Source organism: Streptomyces sp. NPDC087300, from assembly GCF_044744425.1.
Taxonomy (GTDB): domain Bacteria; phylum Actinomycetota; class Actinomycetes; order Streptomycetales; family Streptomycetaceae; genus Streptomyces.
In genome coordinates this window covers 1-25,753 of record NZ_JBIUYI010000026.1, presented here as the reverse complement: position 1 = coordinate 25,753, position 25,753 = coordinate 1, and the positions used below count along the sequence as shown (strand labels likewise).

Genomic DNA, 25,753 nt, shown 5'->3' with positions numbered 1-25,753 from the left:
ACTGTCGGTAGACTGATCCTCGGCGTGGGGGCGCTGGAGATCTGTGGATGGTTCTTGCATGAAGCGTGCCTCACTTCCTCGCCCGTTCGCGCCGGTGGGGTTCCGCCGTGACGGTCGGCCGATCTACCCGATCCTCGGTGCCGCACCGGACGACGATTCCAACGAGCCCAGCGGGGACGACAACCCGTCGGCGGGCAACGGAACGTTCACGCAGGACGACCTGTCGCGCCTCCTGACCCGAGAGAAGACCCAGGGCGGACGGGCGGCAGTGAAGAAGCTGCTCGGCGACCTCGGGTTCGAGAACTCCGATGCCTTGTCCGAGTTCGTCACGCAGAAGCGGGACGCGGACCGTGCCGCCCTCTCGGACATCGAGCGCAGGGAGCAGGAGGCCGAGGAGAAGCTCAAGGTCGCCCAGGCCCGTGAGACGCAAGCGATCGACAGGGAGCGGGCGGCCATCCGGCGGGCGGTCCTCGCGAGGCTTGGCGCGAGTGGTGAGGACCTGGACGACGCTGCCCTTCTGATCGACCGGGCCCTGGCCGAGCAGGCCGACGCCGACGAGGAGACCACGGCTGCGGCTGCGGAGCAGTTGAAGGAGCGGCGGCCCGAGCTGTTCGGCCAGACCAGCACAGCCACACCGCCCGCCCCCGGTGGTTCGCCCGCCGGCGGACCGCCCTCGCGCGGCGGTGTGCCGCCCAAGCCCGGCGCGGCCGGACTGGAGATGGCCCGCCGCCGAGGATTCGTCACCAACTGACCAGGCCAAGCGACGTCATGGCGCACACCATGACCCCACCGGCGGGATAGCCGGACATGGGGACCACGCCCCTCATACTTCCCGTGGACGGCGCCACCACCAGGTGAGTGCGCGAATCCGATTCGCTTCACGTCCACGGGAGGACGGCTGTGACACTCCAGCCCATCACCAGGTCGACGTCGTACACCGCCGACCGGGCCTGGCTCGCGGCGCTGCACGGCACCGACTCCACCGAGACCATCACGCTCGACGTGTCGAAGCTGACCGCGGGTACGCACACCGCCGCCTCGACCGACACCAGCCAGCCGTACAGCCGTGTCCTGTCCGGCGTGCCCGTCGGCAAGATCACCGCGAGCGGTCTGTACGGGGCCTTTGACCCCACGGCGACCGACGGTCGCCAGAACCTCGCCGGTCACGTCTTCGCTGAGGCGCTGTTCGCGCCGACCGCCACGAAGGTGCCCGCCGCGCTGCTGTGGCACGGCGTTGTCGTCGCTGCGAAGGTCCCCGGCGGCATCGACCCCACCAAGGTCACCCCGTCGGTGACCGGCCCCCAGATCCGGTACGTGTGAGGGGCGGCCGACGATGACCATTCAGGACCTGATCAAGAACGTCGCCGCCCGCGACCTCACGACCTTCGCGCGCGCCATCCCCTCACCGGCAGACCACCTGTTCACCAAGGACGGCGGGATCATCCCGACGCTGGAGCAGGACGAGGTGAAGTGGCGGGTCAAGGACAACGGCCGGTACGTCAACGTCGCCAAGTACCGGGCCTTCGACGCCAGCGTGCCGTTCGCCTCCCGCGAGGCGTGGCAGACCACCCGCGAGGGCATGCTGCCTCCCCTCGGTCAGAAGCTCCTCGTGGGCGAGCAGGAGCAGATCCTGCTGGAGACGTCTCGGGGCGCCGACGAGGACCGGCTCATCGAGCTGCTGTACGACGACACTGAGCGGCACGTCGAGGCGATCCGCTCCCGAGTCGAGCTGGCCTGGGGTGACGTCCTGCTCGACGGTAAGTTCTCGCTGATCGCGGAGAACGGCCTGACCACGGAAGTCGATTGGGGTGTCCCGGCGGGCAACCTGCCGACCGTCCCGAAGCTTTGGTCGGATCCCACATCCGACCCGATCAAGGACGAGCAGGGCTGGATTCAGTACCTCGATGACCGGGGTGCCCCTTTCCCGGAGATGGTGGTCACCAGCCGCAAGGCGTTCTCCTTCCTGGCCGCCAACAACGCCTACAGGGCGGCGTACTACGGCTCGGTGAACCCCTCGAACACCCCGACCGCCACGCTCACCCCCCAGCAGATCAATGTGGTCCGCGGCAACTACGAACTGCCCCCGATCACCTTCTACAAGGGGCAGGTGCGCGTCGACGGCGTCCAGACCAAGGTCCTCCCCGAGGATCGGTGGATCATGCTGCCGCCGGACCGTACGAAGTGGGGGCAGACCATCTTCGGCGTGACCGCCGAGGGCCTGGCCCTGTCGCGCGGCACGAACCCGGAGATCACCAAGGAGGACCGGCCGGGCATCATCATCACCCGCGGTGTCCAGGACGACCCGGTCCAGATCTGGACCAAGGGAGCGGCAGTCGGCATGCCAGTGCTCCACACGCCGGACGCCCACATCGTGGCGAAGGTGATCTGATGGGCCGCCGCCTCGCAGCCGCCGTGCACGTCCAGCACCCGAAGTCGCGCGAGTGGATCGTGCTGGAGCCGGGTGATGAGCCCGACGAGGACGTGGCCGCCGAGGTCACCAACCCGGACGCGTGGGAGGACGACGAGCCGTCGTCCGACCCGGAGGAGTCCTCGCCGCCGGAATCCGAGACGGACGAGACCCAGCCGCTCGGCTTCACCGCTCCACACGAAGACGAGGCCGAGCCCGCGCAGCCGACACCGCGCCGCCGCAGGAAGACCGCTGACCCCGACGCGTAAGAAGCCGACGCCACAGCCCGCCCCCACCCTTCCCCCGGGCGGGGGCGGGCGACGGCCATCCTGGAGCACTGATGGACCCGTTTCTCCTCGCCTGGCTGCGAGCGCAGCTCGGCACCGCCACGGGCGAACAGGACCTCGCTAGCCGCTATGAGCGCCTGGGCCGAGCCCGCGCCGTCGCCGCCGAAGTCCTGGCCGAACGCCGGGCCAAGCTGCTCGCCGAGCCGCTGCGCATGACGGTCGACGGAGTGGTCACCATCGACCAGACCAACAACCTCGCAGGTCTCGAACGGCAGATCGCAGACCTGGACGATCTTGTCGCCCCCGATGACCCGGCACCAGGCGACGCGGGACCCGACCTCGTCACCGCCCCGCTCGCGCCCGTGCGCCGCACCCGGTAGCCGACGTGGCGTACCCATGGCCACCGCTGGTCCCGGGCGACCCTGAAGAGATCGCCCGCCGCGTCGCGGCTGTACTCGACCAGGCCTGGCAGCGGCTCGCCGAGCAGCAACAGGCCGTGCTCAATCAGCTCGCCAGCAACCCCCGGGCACGGCACACCGCCGAGACGCTGGAGGAGTTCAAGCGGGCCATTCGCGCGTTCCGACAGCGGGTTGACGGAGAAGCCCAGGAGTTCATCCGTCGCCAACTCCCTTTCCTGTACGAGCAAGGCGGCCAGGCCGCTGCCGAGGCCTTGGGTGTCTCGTTCACATGGACAACGTTCCACCGCGACGCGCTCCAGTCGCTTGCAGCCGATTCCTACGCTGATTTCCTGCGCCGCTCGCAAGAAGCCGAGCGGATGGCGAACCGCTTCTACCGCGCCGTGCGCCAAGCTGCGCGCGAAGAAGTGCCGCTGCTCGCCGCTGGCAACATGACCGGCAAACAGGCCGCGAAGAATCTCGCGGACAAGCTCGCCGAACAGCATCGGCTGACCCACGTCGTCTACCGCAACGGTGCCCGCGTGCCGGTCCGTGCTTGGGCAGAGGCCGCGACACTCACCAAATCTGCTGTCGCGTACAACGCCGGAACACTAAACCGAACCCGTCAGGCCGGCGTGCGCCAGGTCGAGGTCTTCGACGGAGCCGATTGCGGCTGGACGTCGCACCAGGACACCGACAAGGCGACTGGCACACTGCGGAGCGTCGAAGAGGCAGCGGAGTGGCCGATCAGCCACCCACGCTGCCGCCGCGCTTTCGGTCCTCGACCCGACAGTTAGTAATGCTTGAACACGAGTGGATCATTGCGGCGAAGACGGACGAGTCCCGGGATCTCTTCTCTCTACGCCTTGAGCGCAGAGACCTCACGTGCCCGCTCAGCCAGCTTCCTCACAGAGTGGACCTTCGGGTACGGCCGCATGTCCTGCCGCATAGTCTGGAAGTGATCGTCACCACGAGCCGACGACACCTGCTCGTACTCGTCAAGAAACCGTCCCCACGAGGCAGCTGACGCATCTACGTGCCCATGTGTCAGTTGGCGTTGTGCAAGCAGTGCGTAGGAGTGCACACGGCCTTGACGTTCCTGGGCGGGTTGCACAGCGATGGAGTCCTGGAGGGCTTTGATCGACCCCGGGAGGTCGTGCTCCTCGAACAGGACGTGCGAGAGGTGGAACAGCCAGGCCGTGCGGTCGTACCCTCCAATGGCATCGCGGTGGTTGTCGGCTTTCGAAAGGGCATCTTCTGCCTCGCGCAGCCGTACGTGAGCCTGGCGGCGATCTTTCACCATGGATGCAGCGTGGGCCTGCTGCCCTCGGAGGAACGCGACCAGCCGGGGACCGCTCTTGGGTGCGGCCTCCGCAGCAGAGTCTGCAAACTCCAGCCCCTTCTGACCATGACGCAGACTCGTCATCTGCAACGACATGCCTCGCAGGGTGCGGCAATAGGTGACGTGGTCTCCGGCTTCATCAGCCAGGTCGAGGGCCTTGAGGTACCAGCGTTGAGCGGCTGCATGGTCCTTCTCGTACATTGCCATCCAGCCGGTCAAGTACGTCAGGTCCGATGCGGCGGCCTTCATGTCGGAGGCGACCTGACTGGCGGCCTGGGCTCGCAGCCACGGGGCGACGGTGTTGACGAGGTACGCAGCTGCCATTGGGCGTGCGTGACCGGCGCCGTCTTCGTCAAGGATGTCGGCGATCCGTCCGGTGGTGCGACGCACGCTGGCGACCTGAGAGGCGCCGATGCGAGTGGTGGCTTTGCCGGGTGAGACGTTTTCATCGGCACGTGCTCCGGCAGCCGCACCGAAGACCGGCACGGTGAGTGCAGCGGAGAACACGCCTGCGGCGAGCACGCCTCGACGGGATGGGTCCATATCCGCCCTTCCGAGTTGGAGCAACTGCTCGACAGTGTCGAGGTGATGTTCCCCCTCTGCGGACGATGGCGGGGTGAGGCCAGCTTCCTCGTGGGTGATCGGGCGACCGCACTTTTCCGACAGTGCAGCCAGGACCAAGGGCTTGACCTGCCGCTTTGGCTGGTGCCCGCGTAGCCACATGGAGACCGTGTTTCCCGAGTAGTTCAGCTGCACACCGGTGAGCTTCCCTATGCGGTTCACGGCCCGCGCCAGTTCCTGCCGCTGACATTCCGCCTGGTCAAGTAGCCGTGCAAGATCGGCATTTGGTGTACGCGGGCTGGACGACATGGCGTATCTCCCGACAGCTCCGACTGCTTTTACGGCGTTTACGCGACCGCCTGCTCTTCACGGTACCCGCGCACCGTCATCGGGCGATTACGTATGTGGCAGAACCAGCCGAGAGCGATCGGCTGCGGTGACTTGGTCGAGGCAGGTGCCTATGGGCGAGCTTTTGCCTCTTCCGGCCCGCGGAGCCACGTAGATCCTCTTGGGTGACCGGTTCGCCCTGTAGGCCAGGTACCCAACAACCGGAAGCACCTCACATGAACTCTTCCACTGGCAGGCTCCTCGTCGATGCGACGGGTGCCGCACGGGTTTCTCCCGGCGAAGTCTTGGAACGGAAGCTGGTCGAGTGCGCGCGCAGCAGGCCGAGCCTGTGGCAGTTACGCCACTTCGGCACCACACTGGCGTATGCGGTGAGCGATGGCGGCTCTTGGGAGACGGTGCAGGCCGTGGTGCAGCCGACGATGGAGGTGTCGGCATGACCGCCGCTCTTCCCCGACGTGTCATCGACTCGGCGCAGGCAATCCCGCCTGCCGGTGCGGTCGCCTTCGCTCCACTGGCAAAGACGATCAGGCCACAGGACGTCGCCTCCGACATGGGCGACCTCGCCACCCGTGTGCGCAACCTGATGGACATCCAGGGCCGTCGGCCGGCTTGTCTCCCGTTGGGTGGGCGGCTATTCGATGTCGTGGCTACCGCGAGTGGTGATGCGGCTCGGGCCATCGTCCATCTCATGGACGAGGTGCAGGTCGACGGCTGTGGGCCTGTGATCGAGGATCCTGTGCGGTCGTGGCTGTACTGGCTGGTGCCCCCTGGCTCCAGTGCGAGGTGGGATCCGCATCGGTACGGCATCTGCCTGGGGAATCCGCATCAGATCAGTGTGCCGCCGCTGCATCAGGTAGATCCTCCGGGCAGCTACTGGCTCCGACCGTTCAAGAGCGACCGGCTCGTTCCCCCGGCCGCGCTGCGGGGGTTCCTGAACAGTTTTCAGCCCACGCCGGTGCCACACGAGGTTCTTCTAGCCGCCGAATTGAGAGCGTCATGAGGTGATCATGCCGTGACCATCTCTCACGAAGCCCCGCCGCTGACCAGTCGGGTGAACGTCGCCTCGATCGATCGGATGATCGCCGAGGCTGTCCGGCCCGGAGTGGCGATGCCGAAGCGAGCCACGCTCGTCATGCACATCAGCGCGCTCACCAACGACGTGAAGATGCTGTTGCCCGAAGTCCCGCGTGAGCGCGCCGAGTACGAGCGGGCCCAGGGCCTCGTCCTGCCCCGGGCCCGGCCCGGCCCGGGGGCGAGCCATTACGAGCTGTGGCAGTACTCCCTCACTCTCGCCCACGCCGCCCAAGACCTGCTCGACGTGGCCCAGCAGGAAGCAGGAACCCATGTCCCCCAACGCTGAGCAGCACACGACCCGTCGGCAGGTCGAGGACGTTGATTTCGGCGCCATCTGCCGTGCGGTGGCGTGTGCACGCGCCACGCCCCCGCCGCCGAGGAACGACGACATCCTCTTCACCGGCGGTGAATCGCCCTACCCGAGCGTGGCGGACCAGATCAAGGAGCTCCTGGCCGGGCTCCCGCCGCTGCTGACCGTCTGCCAGGACGCCGTCGCGGCGTGGGAGCCCGTGGTCCGGCAGATGACGTTGAGGCTGATCCAGGACGGCCACGACCTCGTCGAACGGCGCCCCTTCGCCCCGAACGCTGAGCAGGCCCACGCCTACCTCCAGCAACTCGCGCGGGACACCGCGGCCTTCGCTGCGATCGCCTACAGACGATGAGCCCCCGTGTGCCGGTCATCGTTTCGACGGTCGTCACCGTCTTGGCGGGCGCCACCGTTCTGGCCGGCCTCATGAGAGCCGGACACTGACGAGCTCCCGCTCCCATCCGACACGGAGCGGGCGGCGCCCTCCGCCAACGGACCGTGCGAGGGCGCCACAGGGGGCCGTGTCCACCCTCCCCGTGCACCGGCGGTGCACGGCCCCCGTCTTCCACTTCCACCCGTATCGCGGTCGAGGCCCTTGGGCCCCAAACCCGATCAGCTCCTTGACGCACCGATAGCCACCCCCCCCCCAACGAGGAGAAGTCCATGCTCACCGCACCGTCGTTCCGCAGCGTGGAAGACGCCTACATAGCCCTCCTGCGCCTGACGGCCTATCCCGAGCATCACATCTCGGCGCGCGGTAACCAGGCCCGCGAAGTGATCGGTGTCGGTTTCCGGCTCTTTGATCCCCGCCAGCGGCTCCCTTACCTCGCGGCGCGCCGGGCCAACCCGGTCTTCCAGTTCGCCGAGGCCTTGTGGCACCTGGCCGGCCGCCGCGACCTGGAGATGATCGGCTACTACGCGCCGTCCATGGCCTCCAGCTCTCCCGACGGCATCCACCTCGGTGGATCCGCCTACGGGCACACGCTGGTCAGTCCGGCTGAGGGCGATCACCGCTCCCTCTTCGACCGGGTTCTGGAGCTGCTGCGCACCGAGCAGGACAGCAAGCGCGGCTACCTCCCGGTCTTCTCCGCCGCCGAGCTCGCCGTCAAAAACAACCCCGACATGGCGTGCCTGGCCGGGCTGCACCTGCTCGTGCGCGAGGGGCGACTGCACATGGTGTGCCACATGCGCGCCAACGACCTGGACTGCGGCCTGCTGTCCGACGTCTTCTCCTTCACGATGATCCAGGAGTTCGCCGCGGTGCAACTGGGCCTGGAGCTGGGGGAATACACCCACCTCATCGGCTCGGCGCACGTGAACGATTACAACGCGGAGCGCGTCAAGCGGGTGCTGCACGAGGTGGACCAGCGCACCGCCCCGCCACACTTCCCGTCCCGCAGCATGCCGACGTCAACCACCTCCGACACCGTTCTGCGGGTCCTGGAGCACGAGGAACTGCTGCGCACGAACAAGGCGCAGTACACCGCGGCGGCCATCGCCGGTCTCGACGTGGAGCCGTACTGGCAGCAAGTGCTGCTGCTCTTCGAGACGTACCGGCAGATCGAGCACGACCAGGCCGACACCGTCAGCCCGAACGTGCTGGAGGCGCTGGACCCGGGCCTGCGGTGGCTGGCCGGGCGCCGCTGGCCGGCCTGCGCGAGCGGGAAGGCGCTATGAGCGGGACGCCGCGCGGCGGCGCGGTGGTGAACGGGATCGACTTCACCCGCTGGGCGGTCATCCTGTGCAAGCCGGACACCGTCGGGCGTGGCCTCACGGACACCGTCCTGGGCCGGATCGCCACTGCGGGCATCACCGTTACCGGGCGCCGCGAGGTGACCGCGGCCGCGTGGCAAGTCCACGTCCATTACTGGGACTTGCTCGTGGACGCCGACCACTTCCCCGACCGGGACATCCCCTCCTGTCTGGACGCGGAGTTCACCGGCCGGCCCGTGGTGGTGGCGCTCGCACACGGCGAGCCGGGCATGCACGCCCAGCTGCGGCAGTTGCTTGGGCACTTCGACCCCACCCGCGCTGCGCCCGGCACCATCCGCGGCGACCTGGGCGAGGACAGCCTCAAGGCCGCCCTCGCCGAGCAGCGGCTCGTACGCAACCTGGTGCACACGTCGGACGATCCGGGGGCCGCTCGGCGGGACTTCGGCACCTGGTACGGCGCCAACCTCAGCGACCTTCTCACCGCTCCCGCTCCCGCTCCGCTCACCCGCACCGACGGGTAACTCCCTTCCTCTGGAGGACTTCATGTCCATCCCCACCGCACCGCCCCGCAAAGCTCTGCCCCTCCTGTCTCCCGCGCAGATCAGCGGCTTGAAGCCGGAGCTCGCGGACGTGATCGAGTACCGCAAGTCCGGGCTCTCGCTGAACTGGATCGTGGGCTGTCCACTCGACTGCCGGTACTGCGTGCGCCACCTCTTCGACAACTTCGAGATGACGGTGCCGCGACGCCTGATGCGCGATCACGAGGCTGTGATACGCCTGATCGGACACCCCTACTTCCGGCCGCACACGACGCCGCTGCAGCTCCTGAACCGGGCCACCGACCCGATGCTGCCGGTGGTCAAGCCCCACCTGTTCAACGTGCTGCGCCAACTGGATGGCCGGGGCCTGACCAATCACGTCCTGATCATCACGCGGTGGCGGGTCACCCCACAGGACTGCGCCGTCCTCAACAGCTTCCGGCACTTGCGCCTGACCGTCCTGGTGACGCACTCGAACATTCAGGACACCCGGATCGAACCGGTGGACAGCCGCATCGCGGCGACGAGCCTGCGCACCTTGTACGAGCACGCCGAGCGGTACCGCACCGTCTTGTACTGGCGGCCGATCGTGCCCGGCCTGAACGACTCCGACGCCGACATCGAGCGGGCCAAGGAGCTCTCGCGCCACGCGCACGCCACCGTGTTCACCGGCCTGTTCTTCCGTGAGGAGATCGCCGCGTACTACCGCGACCACGGCCTGCCCGCCCCGTACCAGGAGACCGCCCGGCGCAAGATCCTGCCCGAGGACACCGAGCAGCGCCTGCTCGCCGCCTTTTCCCAGGACAGTTCCTGGGGGGCGCTGTTCCGCAAGACCTCCTGCGGCGTGGCCTACGCCCACGGGGAGGCCGACTACAACGGGCACTTCGGCATCCAGGAACTGTGCGACATCTGCCCGCCCGAGCAGATCGCCCGGTGCCAGGCCGCGTGGGTCAAGCCCGAGCTGACCCAGGTCACGCAAGAAGCGCGTGGTCTCGGCGCGAGCGGCCCGATCGAGGTCAACGACCGTGCCATCGTCGTCGAGGGACTGGACGAGCCGCCGCGCTACTACCTCCAGCACGGCTTCGGCTACCAGTGCCACGACCGCGCCAAACCCCATCGCTACCGCCAGCACGGCCGCGCCCCCATCGGCTGGACGGCGGGGAACGGACCCCCGGCCGCATGAACTTCTCCTCCTGGCCCCCGCTGCTCGTCATCGACGTGGAGGGCAACGGGACCCACCCGCCCGACCTCGTCGAGGTCGCAGCCCTTCCCATCCGTGACGGGCAACCGGACACGAGCACGGCGGGCTGGTGGCTGACCCGGCCGCAGCGCCCGGTCACGCCCTTCGCCGCGCGCGTTCACGGCTGGAGCAACGAGCGGCTGCTCAATGAGCCGGGCTGGGAGGAGATCTCCGCGAGCGTCCACGCGTTCCTGGGCACCGCGTGGATCTGCGCGCACCACGCGCACGTGGACTACAGGGTGCTCGCCGCGCACCTGCCGCAGTGGCGGCCGGCCGGTGTCCTCGACACGCTCCGGCTGGCCAAGGCCACCTACCCGGGCCTGGCCAAGTACTCCCTGGACTCCCTGATCGAGCACGTCCAGCCGGACCTGAGCGCGGCTCCGGGCAACCGCCACCGCGCCACGTTCGACGCCTACGCCGCGGCGCAGCTCCTGCTCGCCATGGCCGTCCACTACGACACCTGGGACCAGCTCGTCGCCGTGGCAGTGCCGCCCGGCCTGCCCGGAGCCCCCGAACCAGAACAGGACCCCATGCTGTGGTGACACCGGATCAGCCCCTGCGCATCGGCGTGATGGGCGCCCACTCCACCGGCAAGACCCAACTCCTGAAGCGCATCGAGACCGAACTGCGCGCCCGCAGCGTCTCCGTGGCCCGCACCGGCCAGCTGGGCAAGCGTGCCGCGCTCGTGCCGCTGCCCAAGATGCACCGGCACACCGCCGCCTCCACCGAGTGGGTCATCGCGCAGACCATCGCCGATGAGATCGCCGCCGCGGCCCGCCCGGACGCCGGGCCCCTCCACGTCGTCCTCGCCGACCGCGCGGCCTGGGACGCGCTCGCCTACTTCCACGCCGCCCAGGAATGGCGTGGAGAGATCCCGCACCGCCTTGAGCGAGAACGGCTCCGTCTGCTGGCCGCCACCCAGGCCCCCAAGTACCGCCTGCTCCTGGCCACCGTCCTCGACCCCGCCATCCCCGTCGAGGACGCGCACGACTACGACCCTCGCTACCGCACCCTCGTGGACCGGCACACCCACCAACTGCTCGCCGAGGACGAGATCGTGCACACCCGCGTGACCAGCGGCCCGCACAGCCAGGACCACGCCGTCGAGCAGGCCCTGCGCCTCTGCCTCAAGGAGCCCGCGCTGTGAGCGGCACACCGCCCGCGGGCACCATCACCCTGGCCGGGAAGACCGTCTCCCGCCTCGGCCTGGGCACCATGCGCCTGACTGGGCCCGGCACCTGGGGCGATCCCCCCGACCGGGCGCAGGCCCTGGACGTCCTGCGCCAGGCCGTCCACACCCACGGCATCACGCACATCGACACCGCACACGCCTACGGCCCGCACACCGTAGAACGCCTGATCAAGGACGCGCTTCACCCGTACCCCGAGGACCTGCTGATCGCCACCAAGGTCGGCCTGGAGGCGTGGCCGGCCCCCTACAAGTGGACTCCCAACGGGGACCCCGCCTACCTGCGCAACAGCGTCGAGGGAAGCCTGTGCCGTCTCGGCGTCGAGCGCCTGGAGCTGTGCTACCTCCACCGCATCGACCCGCGATTCCCCCTCGCCGAGCAAGTCGGCACCCTCAAGTCCCTCCAGAGTGAAGGCAAGATCGGGCACATCGGTCTGTCCAAGGTCAGCACAGCGGACTACCAGGAGGCGTCCAAGGACGTAGCGGTCGCGGCCGTGCAGAACGTCCTCAACATCCACGACCGCTACGACCCCGTACAGGAACTCTGCCGGGACGAAGGCATCCCCTACGTGCCCTACCGGCCCCTCGACGCAGGCAGCGCCGCGCGCGACGGAGCCCTCGCCACGGCGCTGGCGTGGCTGCTTCAGCTCGGCCCCCACATCGCGCCCATCCCCGGCACCAGCAACCCCCAGCACCTCGCGGACATCGTGCGGGCGGCAACGGACGGCGGGGCTCCATGAACGCGACCGCGATATCGACGAACAGCACTCCGCGGGCACGAGCCGCGTACGAGAACTGGCGTCCGCCGATCACCGGAGTCTCCCTCCTAGTCCCGGTGGGGGCCCACGCTCTGGTCGTCGCCGAACTCCTCGGCAGCATCTCGCTGCCCACCGGAACCGTGCACGACGGCCAGAGCCCCGAACAAGCCGCCCACCACGTCCTCCAAGGACTTCCCCGCAGGCTCCCCCGCCTCCGGCTCGTCACTCTGGCCTGGGTGCAGATGCGCCGCAGGAAAGTCATCACCCACGTCCTCGCGACATCACCGATGACCCGCGAGGACGCAGAACAGCTCACCTACCGCGACGCGCGAGCCGACATCCGGGTGTTCTCCACCATGCGGGCCATCGACGAAGCACCAGCACCGGGGCGGCTGCGCCTGCTGGCCGCCCTCCAGGCCCTCACCACCGGAGAGACGGCCTACCTCGAAGGCGACGTCCTACGGGCCTCCGCACCGCCACGGTTTACCCGAAGCGCCCGTCCTTACCTCAACACGGAGTCGAGACGTACATGACCGACACCTGGCAACTGGTTGCCCGCCCGGCTGCCCGATTTTCCTGAGCCGCTACGAGCGGATGGCCGAGAGCGCCGAGACCGAACAGGAACGCCTGGCCTCCAGCAAGGCCCTGACCGAGTGGGTCGCGGCGGCGTTGTCCGGAGGGGCCATGGCCGCCACCTACGGGGCCATGTTCTGGCTGATCTTGGCCGGTCACATGGACCTCGCCGTTGCCGGGACCGCCGTGATCGCGGTGCGGACCGGCTCGGCGAGCCTGGGCGGGCTGGTGATGAACATCAACCGGCTGCACGAGGAATCCGTCTACGTCCGCGACCACGGCCGGTTCCTCACCCAGGCCGCGCAGCGCACCATCCCCGCGGGCGGCGACCCAGTGCCTGACCGGGTCACGGAGATCGCCCTGGACCGGGTCACCTACTGCTACCCCGACCGGGACACCGCCGCCCTGGAGCAGGTGTCGCTGACCCTGCCGATGGGGTCGGTGACCGCCGTGGTGGGGGAGAACGGCTCCGGCAAGAGCACGCTCATGAAGATCTTGTCGGGCATGCTGCTGCCCCAGGAAGGCACCCTGCGCTGGGGCGAGGCGGACATCAGCGGCCTCGACCGGGCCCAGTACTTCGAGCGGGTCTCCCTGCTCACCCAGGATTTCCAGCGCTGGCCGGTGACCGCCGCGATGAACATCCGCATCGGCCGCCCCGCCCACCCGGCGGCATCGCAGGACCTGCAGCCCTCGCTCGACTACGCGGGCGCCGCTCCGGTGATCGCCAAACTCCCCGACGGTCTGCGCAGTCTGCTGGCCCGCATGTTCCGCGGCGCCACCGAACTCTCCGGCGGCGAGTGGCAGAAGGTGGGCCTGGCCCGCACCCACTGGCGCAGCGCCACCTCGCAGGCGGACAGCGTCCTCATCGTCGACGAGCCGACCTCCGCGCTCGACCCCGAGGCCGAGATCGCGGCCTTCGACCGGATCCGTCACCTGGCCGCCCCGAACCGGGCCGTCGTCCTGGTCACCCACCGCATGTCCGGCGTCCGCCACGCCGACCACATCTACGTCCTCCACCAAGGGCGCCTCGCCGAGCACGGCACCCACGACGAACTCCTCGCCCAACACGGCCGCTACGCCGCGATGTTCGACACGCAGGCCGCCCAGTACGCCCCCACCACCGCCAGCATCCCCAACCCCACCCCGCCCACCGTCTCGGACCCCGCGTGAACGGCTCGACCGGGGAAAAACTACTCGATGGCAGCCGCCATCCATGCCTGCGCCCCATCGACCTGAAAGGCACAGCCCTGTGGCCTCTCCCGGCTCCCCTACGGATCACGCCGCCCCGCGCGCCGCTGTGCCCGCAGCTCAGTACGCCGCGTCCCGGCACGCGGCGTGGCTCGGCGCTGCGGCGATCATCACCGACGAGGCCGGCCGGGTCCTGCTGGTGCACCCCACCTATCGCAAGGACGACTCGTGGCTGCTGCCCGGAGGCGTCGTCGAGGCCGGGGAACATCCGCACGTCACCTGTCGGCGCGAGATCACCGAGGAACTGGGCCTGGATCTGCCGCTGTCGGCCGTGCTCGCCGTCCACTCCCTCTCCGCGCATCACCCCGGCCTCCAGCCCGGCACGCCCTGCCCCGGGGAGGTCCGGTTCGTCTTCGACGGGGGAACTCTCACCTCCGGCCAGGTGGCGGCGATCCGCTTGCCGCGCGAAGAGTTGTCCGAGTGCGCCTTTCTGGAGACCCGTGACGCGGTGCAGCGGATGCGGTCCGTGGACGGGCAGATCATGCTCGCCGCCTACCGGGCCCGGCTCGGGTGCACCGCCACCGCGCACCTTGCCGACGGCCAGCACATCCTCGATGTCCCGGCGCTGGACCAGCACGACGTCCACGTCCGCTACCGGCCCTTGTGGGACAGCCCGCTCCACCGCGGCCCCGTCCCCGACCAACTGCCCGTGCAGCAAGCGTGGGCGTGGTGCTTCGTCCCCGACGGACGGGTCGTCGTCGTGGCCGACCCCGGCCCGCGGGGCGCACTGCCGATGCTGCCCGGGGGCACCGTGGAGAGCACCGATGCGACGCCCGAAGAGACCCTGCACCGCGAGGCCGAAGAGGAAGGCCAGCTGGCCCTGACCGATCCGGTGCGGCTGGGCTGGGTGCTGGACGAGAGCGGCGAGGTCTACGGTAGGGTCGGGCCCAACGCGCGGCTCCGCCTGGCCGCCCGGGTCACCGCCATCGGTCCAGCGGCCGTCGATCCCGCCACCGGCCGCCCCTTCGCCCGCCTGCTCGCCAGCCCCGCCCAGGCAGCCGCCCTGCTGGGCTGGGGCCCGCCCGGCGCACGGCAGGCCCAACTCGCCGCGGACACGGCAAACGCGCGGTGGGGACTGCCCACCGCTCGCGCTGCCGCCATCGAGGAGATCCCGGCGGAGGGGATGCGGCTGAGCTGACCCGAACCTCGCACCGCCCCGCCTCGACTTGCCCCCTCCCATGCACCTCTGAGGTAGCCCATGCCGTTGTCGCACCAGCACATCCGCACCACCGTCGAGACCTACCTCGCTCGCCACCCGCACGAGCGCGCGCAGCTCGGCACCCTCCTGAACGCCCTCGACCGGACCGGCGATGGCATCGCCAGCCGTTCCACCTTCCCCGGACACGTCACCTGCGGCGCGATCGTCCTCGACGACCTCGGCCGCGTCCTGCACGTGCCCCACCTGGCCAGCGGGAAGATTCTCGCCCCCGGCGGACACGCCGAGCCTTCTGATGAGTCCCTGGCAGGCACGGCGCTGCGGGAACTGCAGGAGGAGACCGGGGCCCCCCGCCAGGCGGTGACGCCGTGGCCCGGCTACGAGACGGTGCCGTTCGACATCGACATCCACGACATCGACGCCCGCCCGGGCAAGGGCGAGCCCGGCCACCAGCACTACGACCTCCGGTTCCTCTTCCGCCTGCGCACCGCGATCGAGCCGCCGGTGGTGCTGCAAGCAGGGGAGGCCGGCGGCATCGAGTGGCGGCCCATGGACCGGGCGGCCTCCCCTTCCCTTCGAGAGAAGCTGCTCAAGCTCCCGCTCCGGACCGAACCGGAGACGGCCAACGCGTCCGCCCTGATCTACAACGACCGCGGCGAGTACCTGCTCCATCTGCGCGACTACTTCCCCGGCCGGATCTGGGAGCCGGGCATGTGGTCCCTGCTCGGCGGCGGCCGGGAACCCCAGGACGCCACGCTAGAACACACCGTGCGGCGCGAACTGGCCGAGGAGGCTGGGCTCGATCTCGCCGACCTGACCCCGTTCGGCACCACGTACGCCTCTGACGACGCCAGCACGACCGTACCCATCGCCATCTACGCCGGCCGCTGGAACGGTGACCCGCGCGAACTCCCCCTGACCGAAGGGGTGATGCTCGCCTGGTTCGCCCCCAAGGACCTCCACCGCCTGCGCATCGCCGACACCACCAGCGACCTCGTACGACGCCACGCCGCCAGCCCTCCGGCGACGCAGAGCGGGCCCGCACCCGAGGGGGAACGTCTGGCTTCGCCGCGTGGCACGGTCCCCAACATCATCGGCGTCCACCTCTACCTGGAGCGACCCGACGGGACGGTGCTGCTCGGGCTGCGCCACCCCAACTCCGCGTTCGCCCCGTCCACCTGGCACGTCCTGGCCGGCCACTGCGAGCAGGAGAACGCCATCGCCTGCCTGATCAGGGAGGCCCAGGAGGAAGCCGGCCTGTACATCGAGCGCCGGGACGTCGAACTTGTCCACGTCGTCCACCACATCGGCAAGCCCACATACCCGCCCCGCATGGGCCTTTTCTTCCGCACCCGCACCTGGAGCGGCGAGCCTGAGCTGCGCGAGCCGGACAAGTGCACCCAGTGGAAATTTTGGGACCCTGCGTCCCTTCCCGACGACCTCGTTCCCTACACCCGGCTGGCCATCGAGAAGATCCAGAACGGCGAGCTGTACAGCGAGACGGGCTGGCCCGCATGACCGCCACACCGAGCGGCGCACTCGGCCGCGCGCCCGCTACGACAGCGGCCGGACGCACGGACACCCGCCTCGTGGTGATTCGAGGGAATTCGGCGTCGGGTAAGTCGAGTGTGGCCTTGGGCCTGCGAGATCACTACGGGCGGGGTGTCGCGATCGTGGGCCAGGACGTGATCCGTCGGAACGTGCTGCGTGAGCACGACACCATGGGCGGCGCCAACATCACCCTGCTCGGCAGGGTCGCACGCCATGCCCTGGACGCCGGCTTCCACGTCGTGCTCGAAGGGATCCTGCACGCCGACCGTTACGGCCACATGATCACGTCTCTGGTACGCGATCACCGCGGCGTCTCTGGCTGCTACTACCTGGACGTGCCGCTGGAGGCGACGCTGGACCGGCACGCTTCGAAGGCGGATGCCGCGTACCTGGAGCAAGTCACCGACGACCACCTCGTGTCCTGGTACCGCGAGTTGGATCTGCTGCCGGGTGGTCTGGAGACCGTGGTGCCGGCCGACAGCACGTTGCAGGACACCGTCGCGCGCATCCTGCGCGAGACCGGCCTGGCTCCTACCTCGCCGCCGCCTCCGTACAAACCGTCCCAGGGGGACTCGATGAGCAGTCTGGTGCTGATGTGCGATCCGCAGGTCGCCGCGATCCCGGTGCGGGAGTGCGGGGAGCCGCTCGTCGACGTGCGTGACCACGGGCTCCGCGTCGACCCCCGCAAGCATGATCCGCAGAGCGCGTTCGCCCACGTCCGCGAAGGTGTCCTGGCTCGGCTGGAGAGCGCCCGCTCGCTCCTGCCCGCCGGCATCGACCTGTTGTTCGTCGAGGGTTTCCGGCCGCTGGCTCTCCAGCAGCGCTACTTCACCGAGTACCGGGACGAGCTGGCCGCTGCTCAGCCCGCCTGGACGGCTGAGCAGCTCCACCAGGCCGCCAGCCGATACGTTTCGCCGCCGAAGATCGCGCCCCACTCCGCGGGCGCGGCCGTGGACGTCACCCTCGTCGACCAGGACGGCCACGAACTCGACCTCGGCACCCGCGTCAACGCCAGCCCCGAGGAAAGCGACGGTGCCTGCTTCACGCACGCCCCGAACCTCAGCGAGTCCGCGCGCCACCACCGCACGCTGCTGCTCGGCGCCATGGAAAGAGCCGGATTCACGAACTACGCAACAGAGTGGTGGCACTTCTCGGCGGCCGACCGCTACGACGCGCTGATGCGGAGAGAGCCGTACGCGCGTTACGGGCCGATCGAACTGCCTTAGCGCGCCGGCAGCAGCGTCCACTTCCTCGGCGCCCACGCCGCCCCGGAAGCGCCGGAGCGCAGCCACTCCACCCTGGTCCCGTTGCGGCCCCCGGACCGGCAACGGGCGACATGCATCGAACGGAGACACGTATGCCTGATGACACCCAGCAGGCGATCTCGACCGTCCCAAGTCCGGCGACCCGCAGCGAACCACGAGAGCACCACCTGCACCTGCTCGGGCGGTACTACCGCCAAGTGGAAGCGGGCCGCAAGACGGTCGAGGTGAGGGTGGCCACCCCGAACAAGCGCGCCGTCAACGTCGGCGCCACGCTCGTCTTCCACGACCGGGACACCGAGCGGGAACTCGACGTCGTCGTGCAGGAGATCACCCCGTACGCCTCCTTCGAAGACCTGCTCGACTCCGAGGACCCCGCGCGCATCGACCCGGATACACCGCGCGAGGAACTCCTGTTGAACCTCCGCGGCATCTACCCGCCGGACAAGGAGGCGCTCGGCGTCCTCGCCCTCGCCTTCGACCACCATCCTGCCCGGCCCGGGCGCCCCCTGCCGATGACGCCCACGCAGTACGCGCGGGCCGTTCCCCACCACACGGTGTACGGCTGCCTCTACATCCGCGACGAGCACGACCGGCCGGTACAGCTGCGCTCGGTCTACGGATCGCGTCTGTGGCAGTTTCCTGGCGGCAATCTCGATGTCCAGGGTGAAGACCCGCTCCGGACCGCACGGCGCGAGGCAGTCGAGGAGACCGGCCTCGAACTCGGCCTGGGCGCGCCGAGGTTGATCCTGACGCACTTCCTGCACGCCGGGCCCCGCATGCCGTTGAACAAGGTGGGGCTCATCTTCGACGGAGGCCGGCTGACCGCCGACCAGTTGCGGCGGATCCGCCTGGACCCCGCCGAGCACGACATGTGGGCCATCCACGACATGGCCGAGTGGCGGGAGTTGATGGCTCCCGGGAGCTTCGCCCGTCTGGACGCGGTCGAACGAGCCCGGCGCGGCCAGGGCCCCGCCTACCTCAGCACGCACACCTGATCCGCATCGCTCCCGCCCAGGAGGCACCGTGCCCATCGAGGACGTCAACGCCCAAGCCTGGACCATCTACGGCCAACGACAGCTCGACCACGGCTACATGCCACCCATGCCCAAGACCATCTCGTGGTCTCCGTGGGAGGGGGTCGGACCGGGCAGTGAACTTCTCGGCGACCTCGCCGGCAAGCGAGTGCTGGACATCGGATCCGGCGCCGGCCACCACGCCGTCCATCTCGCCCGCGCCCACGGTGCCCACGTCACCGCGATCGAGTTGTCCCCCACCCAGCACGCCCGCGCCACCCGCCACTACGGCGCCGAAGCAGATGTCGAGTGGGTGCAGGGGGATGTCATCGAGCACGTACGGACAGCCGCACCGTACGAGGCCGGGTATGCGGTCGGAAGTCTCGCCTACGTTGATCCGCACACTGCCCTGCCCGCCCTGCGCGACGCGCTGATCACGGGCGCCCCACTGGTCTTCTCGGTCCTCCACACAGACCTCCACGGCCGCGGTCCCTCCACCACCGTCTCACCGCGCAAGCAGCAGCTCCTTGTGCGCAAGGAGCCGGCGCTCCCCGTCGACATGTTCGTCCTGGTCCCCCACCTGTGGGAGGACCTGCTGACCTCGTACGGCTTCCGGGTCGAAGCCATGAACCTGTTGAGCGCACCCGACCCGGAGAACCCGGTCGTCCATCAGCTCATCCGTGCGCGGCGGCTCCCGGACCGGCGAGCGCGGATCTCCAGTCGACCGCGCACTCGACGGCCGCCCGTCCCGCATGCGGCGATCGGCGTGGGCGCCATCGTCCTGGGCGACCACGGCCTGCTCCTGGGCCGCCACCGCCTGGGCACCATCGAGCTGCCCGGCGGCACCGTGGAGGCGGGCGAAGCCCTGGAAGAGGCCGTCGTGCGTGAACTCGCCGAGGAGACCGGACTGACCGCGCGCCCCCAGGACGTCACGCTCCTGGGCACGCTCATCGATCACGTTGGCGATGTCGTACGCCTCACCGTCGGCGCGGTCGTCACCGCCTGGGAAGGCGAGCCCGCCACTCAGCCGGACGAGAGTGTCGGCGACTGGCGCTGGTGGCCGCTCGACGATCTGCCCTCGGACCTGTTCGAGTGCAGCGCCCACATCCTCACGGCGTGGCGTACCGACCTGCCTATCGACCACCCGCCCGCGCACTTCAACCCCTTCGCCCATGGCACCACGGCGGACGGTCGGGCGTGAGGCCCCCCGAGCTGAGCCTGTGGCGCCACCGCGACTTCCGCCGCTACTGGACGGGGCAGGCCAGCGATGTGCTGGGCTCCTCCCTCAGCTCGGTCGCCGTCCCTCTGGTCGCGGTGGTGAGCCTGCACGCCACGCCGTGGGAGGCCGCCGTCCTGGCGGCCGTGCAGAAGACGCCACCGCTGCTGTTCTCGCTGCCGGCCGGTGCTTGGTGCGACCGCGTCCGCAAACGCCCCCTGATGATGGTGACGAGCCTGATCTGCGCGGCAGCGATGGGATCCATTCCGCTCGCCGCCTCGTACGGCAGGCTGACCTTGACGCAGCTGTGGGTCGCAGCGTTCGTGGTCGGCTCCTGCCATGTACTCGGCATGGCCGCGAGCCTGTCCTACATTCCGCAGCTCCTGCCCTCACACCGGCTCATGGAGGCCAACGCCAAGCTGGCCAGCGCCAACACGCTGGCCGACATCGGCGGCCCGGCCCTCGCCGGAGTGCTCATCGGCATGATCGGCGCCGCCCGCGCGGTCGCCGCGGACGCGCTCACCTACCTCGTCACCTTCTGGTGCACCCTGCGCATCCGCAGCCCCGAGCCCCTGCCCGAACAGCGCACCACCAAGCGGAGCCTGCGCAGCGAGATCCGGGCCGGCCTCGCCTACACCTGGCGCCACCCCGTCATCGGCCCGCTCGTGACCACGAACGCGATCATCTCCACCGTCCTGGCCGGAACAAATGCGATCTGGGTCGTCTACCTGATCCGCGAACTGCACTGGTCACCGACGGCGTTCGCGCTCGTGATGAGCGTCGGTGCCAGCGGAGGCTTCCTCGCCTCCCTCACCCATCCCGCGCCTCACCACCCGCCACGGCGCGGGCCCCGTCATGATCACAGCCCTCGTCCTCACACCAGCCAGCCAGATACCGCTCCTTGTGGCCCACCCCGGACTGACCAGCCAACTCGCCATTGCATCGGGCCTGTTCCTCCAGCTCTTCGGCGCGGTCACCCACGGTCTGACCCAGCGCACCGTCCGCCAGCAAGCCTGCACGCCCGACATGCAAGGCCGCATGCAAGCCACCGGCCAGTGGACAGCGTTCGGACTGCGCCCCTTCTCCGCACTCCTCGCCGGCTACGCCGCCACCACCCTGGGCCTGCGCACCACCTTGTTCATCGGCGCCTGCCTGCTTCTCCTGCCGCCGCTACGCCTCGCGCTCACCCCGATCCGCACCCTGCGCCTGGCCGCCCCATGATCTCAGCTCCACCGAACCGGAGGCTTCCACACGGATGACGGCGCATCGGCCACCCGTCCTCGCCCCAATCACCGCGGGCGTCGCGCCTACGAGAAGGCCGGGTTCCGCACGGTCGGTGCATTGCGCGAGGCCGGGTACTGGCTCGGCGACCCCTGCGACGCAATCGTCATGGACGCCCTCGCCAAGCGCCAGGCTGGCCGAACCCCGATTTCCTTCAAGGCGGCGGCCGGTTGCACGGTGTACCTTTCCTCCGGTTCGGGGCTGGTGCGCTGCCAGTACCGGTCGCCTTCCTCAATCTTGTTGCCATAGGCGTACCCCACCGGGTGCTTACCGACGTAGGCCATTACCGCCACAAATCCTGCCTCCACTCCATGCCGGTCCAGGCGCTCGCCGAAGGAGGTGACGGCATAGTTCGGCAGGTGCAGCAGCGGAGCACGTACTTCGGCGTACACGTCGAGCAGATCACCGCGGACTGCATCTAGTTGATCGTATGTACGGAGATCGATGGCGGGTGCCGAGGTCATGCTGTGGCCCTCCAGGTGGCGGTGTGCTCGGTCCAGATATCGGCGCTGTCGCTGCCCGGTGCTGTGGCCCGTAGCGCAGCACCGAACTCCTGAAGCATGCGGGAAACGCGGGCATGTTGGGTAGCTGCCTTGGCGGGAACGGACATCGCCGTGCGGGTGGCAGTGTCGGCATGTCCCTGAGCCAACTGAGCGTGGGCGAGGCGGCTGGTCGCGATCGCACGTGAACGGCGCATGTACGGTCTCAGCGCGGCGAGGCGGCGGTGTGCCGTGATACTCGGCGGTGGCCCAGTCACCGACGGCGAGATGGGCCGAGAGAGCTAGCGAGTGAAGTTCGGCCTCGTCGTAGAAGGCCATCAACCACACTGGCCGGAAGACGCCAGGCTCTGCGCGTGCCATGGCGTCCTGAGCCTGATCGAAGGTGCGGCGTAGGCCGCGGCGGTCCTGGGCGACTCCTTGGATAGCCATCTGCCGGGCAATGCCAAGGGACGCGAACAAGGGGTCTCGACGTGTGATGTAGAGGTTGCGCGCTACGTTGTTGGCTGCGAGGGCATCGGCAGGGCGGCCCATGTGCCGGTAGAGGGTCCCGGCATGAGACCAGATGCGGAATTTGATGGCCTGGTCGCCGGACAGTTCAGCGAGGCTCTGGGCTTCGCGCATGTGCCCAGTTGCGTCGTGATAACGGCGGCCGTCGATGGCTGCCCACATTGCGGACGAGCGGAAAGAGGCTGCGGTCGCGTAGAGATTGCTGCGAACGCGCTGGGCGGCGCTGCCGGAGTTCTGGAGGTTCAGCGCCTCATCGGCGAGAGAAACGGCACGTTCTTCGATGGCAAGTTGGCCTCCGTGGCGGTGATCACTGGCGATGACCGCAGCGAACTTTCGCTGGAGCCGTTCCACGTCGCTCATGCCGACGGTTCGGGGGGCGACTGCGCTAGGAGCAGCAGCTGCCACAACTGCTGTGAGAGATCCAGCGACGAACGTGCGGCGGTGCATCGAGTCCTCCTGGAGTGTGGCTGCCGTGGGCGAACGCTGCCCTCGTAGCGCGGGGACACCTGTCTCCTCCTGACGTGAAAGGCATACCCGTAGTGCACGACGCGAGCCGCATCGAGGACGCAGTCCTAGCCGTCCTCGGCGGCGCCTCCGTCGACGACGCCGCCCGCGCCGCCGGCGTCCTGCCCGGCCACCTCACCGAAGCAATCGAGATCTACCGGGCGGCCGGACGAGCCGCGCTCGACGCCCAGCCATCCGGATGGCAGCAAGCCAACATCCACTTCGCCGACTACCCGACTGCGGCAGGCGCCTTTCGCGGCTACATCGCGCCCGCCCTGCACACCGGTCCAGTAGGCACCTGGTGGTTTGTACGGAAGTACCCTCACTGGCGCCTGCGCTACCACCCCGCCCCCGGCTTTGCTCCTGAGGACGCCATCAGCCACGTCACCGAAGCCCTCGACAACTCCGTGTCCTGGGGCGTGACTTCTGACTGGCAGTCCATCCCGTACGAGCCGGAGACCATCGCGTTCGGCGGTTCAGCCGGGATCTCACTCGCGCACGAGCTGTTCCACACCGACAGCGTCAGCGTACTCGGCTACCTCCACACCGTGGCCAACGGACAGGCACGGTCACTGGACGCGAAGACAATCTCTCTCGTGGCCATGACGCTCTTGATGCGCGCTGCTGGCCTGGAGTTCGGTGAACAGGGCGATGTATGGGGACGGGTAGAGGAATGCGGCCACCCACCAAGGACTTACCCCTGGAGCAGGTCAGCACCATGGTCAAACCCATGCGTCACCTCGTCCTTGCCGACACTCACGCGCTCTTCGACGCCGAAGACCTCACTCCACTACGCCCATGGATCGAGGGCCTTGAGCACGCTGGGAGAGCCCTGGCAGATGCGGCCGAGCGCGGCCTACTGAGCCTAGGGAAGCGCGGCATCCTCGCGCGCCACGTCCTGTTCCACTGGAACCGGATGGGTTTCGCGCTCCGCCAGCAATCCGCCTGGTCCCGTGCTGCCCGGGAAGCCGTCCTCGGAAGCTGAGGAAGGCGAATCCTCCGCGACAACGTCGGCATCTCCTCTGATCGTCTGACCAGTACGCCAGCACTTATGACATAGGAGATGCAATGACCCTGCCTCGACGGTTAAGGCACTAGGTAAGTTCTACTGCTGGTTTTGTTCACGAGTTCCGGCTCTGGCTCTACTTGGTGTGGTCGCGTACGCAGCGTGGACCGGGACCGATTCTTACCGTCCCATCCACACCAAAGGCCAGGCAGGACACGACTCGGGCCGACTGAGCCGCGGAGATCGTTCGCGCATGGCTATCGCCCGGTCTCGCATACCGTCCACCCGCTCCCGCATCTGCAAGGAACTGGCCACAGACTGCTGGTCCATGTCCTGCATATGTCTGCGGCGTTCGGCCGTCCAGAGCAGGTCTGTCAGCTCCCTTACACCGCGCTCCCTCAACAGCGACTCCCGTGGGGCTGGCGAAAACCAACGGTTCTTGCACCCCACGCATGGTGCCCACTCCAACGGCAGCACGTGGAGCCTTCGGCAGCCTGCGGGACCAACCCCTCGTCCACGGCGACCTCGTGCGTCCGACTCACCTCCGCTCGCGCGGAGAGCACTGTCACCTGTGTGGTCAGCAATCGACATGGCCGGCTCACCTCCGCGCGAGCGGAGGTGAGCCGTTCACCGACAGCCGGAACCAGCTCTGGTTCTGGTGCTCTCCGCGCGAGCGGAGGTGAGTCGCTGTCGGGGCCGATGCCAGTGCGGGTGTGGGTGTGCTCTCGGCGCAAGCGGAGGTGAGTCGACACTGTGCGGCGCCCCGTGCTCTCCGCGCGCGGTGCCGGTGCGGGCCCGGAGAAAGCATCCGCGACTCCGTTGGCCTTGTTCGGGGCATGTGGGCATATACGTGCGTCATCTTCTCGGGCGCTGGAATGCTGGCGCGGGACGTTCCACGCGTAGTCGGCGACGCCCACGGGGCGGCGGCCTCTGGATGGCACCCTCATACCGGTCCGCGACCGGCAGGTCGGCTCCTCCAGCCGCAACTACCGCTTCTCCGCGAACGTGCAGGTCATCGTGGACGCCGACACCCGCCTCGTGATCGCCACCGGCCGGCCGGTGCCGGGCACCACCGTGGCAGCGCACGCCTGGCGGGCCTCCGGCCCGAGCGCGCGCTGCCACGGCGTGACCGTCCTGGCCGATGGCGCCTACCTCAACTGCGGGATGGTCACCCCGCACCGCAATCGCCCTCGGCGCCAACTGCTGCCAGGCGAGGAAGCCGACAACGCCGCGCACCACACGGTCCGCGCCCGGGTCGAGCATGTGATCGGACGGGTGAAGAACTACAAGATCCTCCGTGAATGTCGACACGGCGACGGGCTCCACCACGCCGCCCAGGCCGTCGCCCACATGCACAACCTCGCCCTCGCACCATGACCACAAGACCGCAACCACGCCCGCTGAACTGCCCGAACACAGCCTTGTGCAACACGCTTTATGAGGTGTCGCGTATTCCTCGTTGAGGCCGTGCCTGGCGTCACGGTGTGTGCTCGCCGGAGGCGTACCGGTTTCAGGATCCTCCGGCTTCAGTAACCTGGCGGGTGGCTGTCTTGCCGTGGTAGCCGAGAGCGGCGTCTGGAAGGACGAGTTGGCAGATCGCGGAGGTCCTGCCGCGCTGCGGCGGGACGGCTCCTGGCGCACTTCTGCCCACGCCTCCGTCCCCTCCCTGGCGGAACGCCCGGCCCGGCGCCGACGCGGTCGCCCGGCACGTCGCCCAGCGCGACTGCGCCGCCCGACGCAAGCGCTGGCACCTCAAGAGCAATACATTGCCGG

The 25,753-nt window shown here is 69.0% G+C and carries 26 protein-coding genes and 3 pseudogenes; 27 read left to right on the top strand and 2 right to left on the bottom strand.

The window, feature by feature from the left end; translation table 11 throughout:
* The first annotated feature begins 58 nt into the window (after nucleotides 1–58).
* The 6 genes from ACIO9J_RS43815 to ACIO9J_RS43790 all read left to right on the top strand — a co-directional run bounded on the left by ACIO9J_RS43815 (nucleotide 59) and on the right by ACIO9J_RS43790 (nucleotide 3,886).
* A complete protein-coding gene (locus ACIO9J_RS43815; protein WP_402011669.1) occupies nucleotides 59–751 on the top strand; it encodes a hypothetical protein in 693 nt (230 codons plus the stop codon).
* A gap of 149 nt (nucleotides 752–900) precedes the next feature.
* Nucleotides 901–1,320 carry a head decoration protein gene (locus ACIO9J_RS43810; RefSeq protein ID WP_402011666.1) on the top strand — a complete coding sequence of 140 codons (420 nt, stop codon included), beginning with the start codon at nucleotides 901–903 and terminating at the stop codon, nucleotides 1,318–1,320.
* Between the two features lie 13 nt (nucleotides 1,321–1,333).
* The gene (locus ACIO9J_RS43805) at nucleotides 1,334–2,389 is read left to right on the top strand and encodes a major capsid protein (RefSeq protein ID WP_402011663.1); all 1,056 of its coding nucleotides are present in this window, start codon (nucleotides 1,334–1,336) and stop codon (nucleotides 2,387–2,389) included.
* Entirely contained in the window at nucleotides 2,389–2,676 is a 288-nt protein-coding gene (locus ACIO9J_RS43800; protein WP_402011661.1) for a hypothetical protein, read from the top strand. Before ACIO9J_RS43805 ends, ACIO9J_RS43800 begins: the two co-directional genes overlap by 1 nt.
* Nucleotides 2,677–2,747: 71 nt before the next feature.
* Entirely contained in the window at nucleotides 2,748–3,074 is a 327-nt protein-coding gene (locus ACIO9J_RS43795; RefSeq protein ID WP_402011658.1) for a hypothetical protein, read from the top strand.
* Between the two features lie 5 nt (nucleotides 3,075–3,079).
* Complete coding sequence (locus tag ACIO9J_RS43790) at nucleotides 3,080–3,886, top strand: hypothetical protein (protein WP_402011655.1); 807 nt, start codon at nucleotides 3,080–3,082, stop codon at nucleotides 3,884–3,886.
* A 62-nt stretch (nucleotides 3,887–3,948) separates the two neighbouring features.
* Here ACIO9J_RS43790 and ACIO9J_RS43785 read toward each other — a convergent pair whose 3' ends face one another.
* Nucleotides 3,949–5,301, bottom strand: coding sequence for a hypothetical protein (locus ACIO9J_RS43785; RefSeq protein ID WP_402011653.1), 1,353 nt, complete (start codon nucleotides 5,299–5,301; stop codon nucleotides 3,949–3,951).
* Nucleotides 5,302–5,555: 254 nt separating this feature from the next.
* Here ACIO9J_RS43785 and ACIO9J_RS43780 point away from each other — a divergent pair, with 254 nt between their 5' ends.
* The 19 genes and pseudogenes from ACIO9J_RS43780 (at nucleotide 5,556) to ACIO9J_RS43690 (ending at nucleotide 21,403) form a co-directional block, all read left to right on the top strand.
* The gene (locus ACIO9J_RS43780; RefSeq protein WP_402011650.1) at nucleotides 5,556–5,777 is read left to right on the top strand and encodes a hypothetical protein; all 222 of its coding nucleotides are present in this window, start codon (nucleotides 5,556–5,558) and stop codon (nucleotides 5,775–5,777) included.
* Nucleotides 5,774–6,340 (top strand): hypothetical protein, encoded by a 567-nt coding sequence (locus ACIO9J_RS43775; RefSeq protein ID WP_402011647.1) that lies wholly within the window; start codon nucleotides 5,774–5,776, stop codon nucleotides 6,338–6,340. Before ACIO9J_RS43780 ends, ACIO9J_RS43775 begins: the two co-directional genes overlap by 4 nt.
* Before the next feature lie 12 nt (nucleotides 6,341–6,352).
* Nucleotides 6,353–6,700 carry a hypothetical protein gene (locus tag ACIO9J_RS43770; protein WP_402011644.1) on the top strand — a complete coding sequence of 116 codons (348 nt, stop codon included), beginning with the start codon at nucleotides 6,353–6,355 and terminating at the stop codon, nucleotides 6,698–6,700.
* Nucleotides 6,684–7,076, top strand: coding sequence for a hypothetical protein (locus ACIO9J_RS43765; RefSeq protein ID WP_402011642.1), 393 nt, complete (start codon nucleotides 6,684–6,686; stop codon nucleotides 7,074–7,076). Before ACIO9J_RS43770 ends, ACIO9J_RS43765 begins: the two co-directional genes overlap by 17 nt.
* A gap of 308 nt (nucleotides 7,077–7,384) precedes the next feature.
* A complete protein-coding gene (locus ACIO9J_RS43760) occupies nucleotides 7,385–8,398 on the top strand; it encodes a thymidylate synthase (RefSeq protein WP_402011639.1) in 1,014 nt (337 codons plus the stop codon).
* Nucleotides 8,395–8,955, top strand: a complete 561-nt coding sequence (locus ACIO9J_RS43755) for a nucleoside-diphosphate kinase (protein WP_402011637.1) — start codon at nucleotides 8,395–8,397, stop codon at nucleotides 8,953–8,955. The genes ACIO9J_RS43760 and ACIO9J_RS43755 overlap by 4 nt, the downstream gene beginning before the upstream one ends.
* Nucleotides 8,956–8,977: 22 nt before the next feature.
* Nucleotides 8,978–10,156, top strand: coding sequence for a radical SAM protein (locus ACIO9J_RS43750; protein WP_402011634.1), 1,179 nt, complete (start codon nucleotides 8,978–8,980; stop codon nucleotides 10,154–10,156).
* Nucleotides 10,153–10,755, top strand: coding sequence for an exonuclease domain-containing protein (locus tag ACIO9J_RS43745; RefSeq protein ID WP_402011632.1), 603 nt, complete (start codon nucleotides 10,153–10,155; stop codon nucleotides 10,753–10,755). The genes ACIO9J_RS43750 and ACIO9J_RS43745 overlap by 4 nt, the downstream gene beginning before the upstream one ends.
* Complete coding sequence (locus ACIO9J_RS43740) at nucleotides 10,749–11,360, top strand: AAA family ATPase (protein ID WP_402011629.1); 612 nt, start codon at nucleotides 10,749–10,751, stop codon at nucleotides 11,358–11,360. The genes ACIO9J_RS43745 and ACIO9J_RS43740 overlap by 7 nt, the downstream gene beginning before the upstream one ends.
* On the top strand, nucleotides 11,357–12,142 hold the full coding sequence (locus ACIO9J_RS43735; RefSeq protein WP_402011626.1) for an aldo/keto reductase: 786 nt from the start codon (nucleotides 11,357–11,359) through the stop codon (nucleotides 12,140–12,142). The genes ACIO9J_RS43740 and ACIO9J_RS43735 overlap by 4 nt, the downstream gene beginning before the upstream one ends.
* Nucleotides 12,139–12,693 carry a hypothetical protein gene (locus tag ACIO9J_RS43730; RefSeq protein WP_402011623.1) on the top strand — a complete coding sequence of 185 codons (555 nt, stop codon included), beginning with the start codon at nucleotides 12,139–12,141 and terminating at the stop codon, nucleotides 12,691–12,693. Before ACIO9J_RS43735 ends, ACIO9J_RS43730 begins: the two co-directional genes overlap by 4 nt.
* Before the next feature lie 61 nt (nucleotides 12,694–12,754).
* On the top strand, nucleotides 12,755–13,903 hold the full coding sequence (locus ACIO9J_RS43725; RefSeq protein WP_402011620.1) for an ATP-binding cassette domain-containing protein: 1,149 nt from the start codon (nucleotides 12,755–12,757) through the stop codon (nucleotides 13,901–13,903).
* Nucleotides 13,904–14,030: 127 nt separating this feature from the next.
* Nucleotides 14,031–15,119, top strand: a complete 1,089-nt coding sequence (locus tag ACIO9J_RS43720) for an NUDIX hydrolase (protein WP_402011617.1) — start codon at nucleotides 14,031–14,033, stop codon at nucleotides 15,117–15,119.
* A 60-nt stretch (nucleotides 15,120–15,179) separates the two neighbouring features.
* Nucleotides 15,180–16,655 carry an NUDIX domain-containing protein gene (locus ACIO9J_RS43715; protein WP_402011614.1) on the top strand — a complete coding sequence of 492 codons (1,476 nt, stop codon included), beginning with the start codon at nucleotides 15,180–15,182 and terminating at the stop codon, nucleotides 16,653–16,655.
* Nucleotides 16,656–16,765: 110 nt separating this feature from the next.
* Nucleotides 16,766–17,914 carry a M15 family metallopeptidase gene (locus tag ACIO9J_RS43710; RefSeq protein WP_402011703.1) on the top strand — a complete coding sequence of 383 codons (1,149 nt, stop codon included), beginning with the start codon at nucleotides 16,766–16,768 and terminating at the stop codon, nucleotides 17,912–17,914.
* Nucleotides 17,915–18,045: 131 nt separating this feature from the next.
* Complete coding sequence (locus ACIO9J_RS43705) at nucleotides 18,046–18,948, top strand: NUDIX domain-containing protein (RefSeq protein ID WP_402011612.1); 903 nt, start codon at nucleotides 18,046–18,048, stop codon at nucleotides 18,946–18,948.
* A gap of 28 nt (nucleotides 18,949–18,976) precedes the next feature.
* Nucleotides 18,977–20,167, top strand: a complete 1,191-nt coding sequence (locus tag ACIO9J_RS43700; protein WP_402011609.1) for a bifunctional class I SAM-dependent methyltransferase/NUDIX hydrolase — start codon at nucleotides 18,977–18,979, stop codon at nucleotides 20,165–20,167.
* Nucleotides 20,059–20,940 (top strand): annotated as a pseudogene (locus ACIO9J_RS43695) (MFS transporter); the annotation flags it as partial. The gene ACIO9J_RS43700 and the pseudogene ACIO9J_RS43695, both read left to right, overlap by 109 nt.
* Nucleotides 20,941–21,037: 97 nt before the next feature.
* Complete coding sequence (locus ACIO9J_RS43690) at nucleotides 21,038–21,403, top strand: hypothetical protein (RefSeq protein ID WP_402011709.1); 366 nt, start codon at nucleotides 21,038–21,040, stop codon at nucleotides 21,401–21,403.
* 185 nt (nucleotides 21,404–21,588) lie between these two features.
* Here ACIO9J_RS43690 and ACIO9J_RS43685 read toward each other — a convergent pair.
* Nucleotides 21,589–21,927 (bottom strand): annotated as a pseudogene (locus ACIO9J_RS43685) (GNAT family N-acetyltransferase); the annotation flags it as partial.
* 1,082 nt (nucleotides 21,928–23,009) lie between these two features.
* On the opposite strand from ACIO9J_RS43685, the gene ACIO9J_RS43680 reads away from it, so the two are divergent.
* Both ACIO9J_RS43680 and ACIO9J_RS43675 read left to right on the top strand, forming a co-directional pair.
* Nucleotides 23,010–23,837 carry a thiopeptide-type bacteriocin biosynthesis protein gene (locus ACIO9J_RS43680; RefSeq protein ID WP_402011606.1) on the top strand — a complete coding sequence of 276 codons (828 nt, stop codon included), beginning with the start codon at nucleotides 23,010–23,012 and terminating at the stop codon, nucleotides 23,835–23,837.
* Nucleotides 23,838–24,910: 1,073 nt separating this feature from the next.
* A pseudogene (locus tag ACIO9J_RS43675) lies at nucleotides 24,911–25,357 on the top strand (transposase family protein); the annotation flags it as partial.
* Nucleotides 25,358–25,753 lie beyond the last annotated feature (396 nt).

Coding starts and splice junctions, on each gene's coding strand:
- ACIO9J_RS43705 (WP_402011612.1), top strand. CDS start 18,046: ATGCCTGATGACACCCAGCAGGCGATCTCGACCGTCCCAAGTCCGGCG.
- ACIO9J_RS43690 (WP_402011709.1), top strand. CDS start 21,038: ATGATCACAGCCCTCGTCCTCACACCAGCCAGCCAGATACCGCTCCTT.
- ACIO9J_RS43800 (WP_402011661.1), top strand. CDS start 2,389: ATGGGCCGCCGCCTCGCAGCCGCCGTGCACGTCCAGCACCCGAAGTCG.
- ACIO9J_RS43775 (WP_402011647.1), top strand. CDS start 5,774: ATGACCGCCGCTCTTCCCCGACGTGTCATCGACTCGGCGCAGGCAATC.
- ACIO9J_RS43795 (WP_402011658.1), top strand. CDS start 2,748: ATGGACCCGTTTCTCCTCGCCTGGCTGCGAGCGCAGCTCGGCACCGCC.
- ACIO9J_RS43815 (WP_402011669.1), top strand. CDS start 59: ATGAAGCGTGCCTCACTTCCTCGCCCGTTCGCGCCGGTGGGGTTCCGC.
- ACIO9J_RS43715 (WP_402011614.1), top strand. CDS start 15,180: ATGCCGTTGTCGCACCAGCACATCCGCACCACCGTCGAGACCTACCTC.
- ACIO9J_RS43760 (WP_402011639.1), top strand. CDS start 7,385: ATGCTCACCGCACCGTCGTTCCGCAGCGTGGAAGACGCCTACATAGCC.
- ACIO9J_RS43730 (WP_402011623.1), top strand. CDS start 12,139: ATGAACGCGACCGCGATATCGACGAACAGCACTCCGCGGGCACGAGCC.
- ACIO9J_RS43725 (WP_402011620.1), top strand. CDS start 12,755: ATGGCCGAGAGCGCCGAGACCGAACAGGAACGCCTGGCCTCCAGCAAG.
- ACIO9J_RS43785 (WP_402011653.1), bottom strand. CDS start 5,301: ATGTCGTCCAGCCCGCGTACACCAAATGCCGATCTTGCACGGCTACTT.
- ACIO9J_RS43750 (WP_402011634.1), top strand. CDS start 8,978: ATGTCCATCCCCACCGCACCGCCCCGCAAAGCTCTGCCCCTCCTGTCT.
- ACIO9J_RS43755 (WP_402011637.1), top strand. CDS start 8,395: ATGAGCGGGACGCCGCGCGGCGGCGCGGTGGTGAACGGGATCGACTTC.
- ACIO9J_RS43805 (WP_402011663.1), top strand. CDS start 1,334: ATGACCATTCAGGACCTGATCAAGAACGTCGCCGCCCGCGACCTCACG.
- ACIO9J_RS43780 (WP_402011650.1), top strand. CDS start 5,556: ATGAACTCTTCCACTGGCAGGCTCCTCGTCGATGCGACGGGTGCCGCA.
- ACIO9J_RS43765 (WP_402011642.1), top strand. CDS start 6,684: ATGTCCCCCAACGCTGAGCAGCACACGACCCGTCGGCAGGTCGAGGAC.
- ACIO9J_RS43745 (WP_402011632.1), top strand. CDS start 10,153: ATGAACTTCTCCTCCTGGCCCCCGCTGCTCGTCATCGACGTGGAGGGC.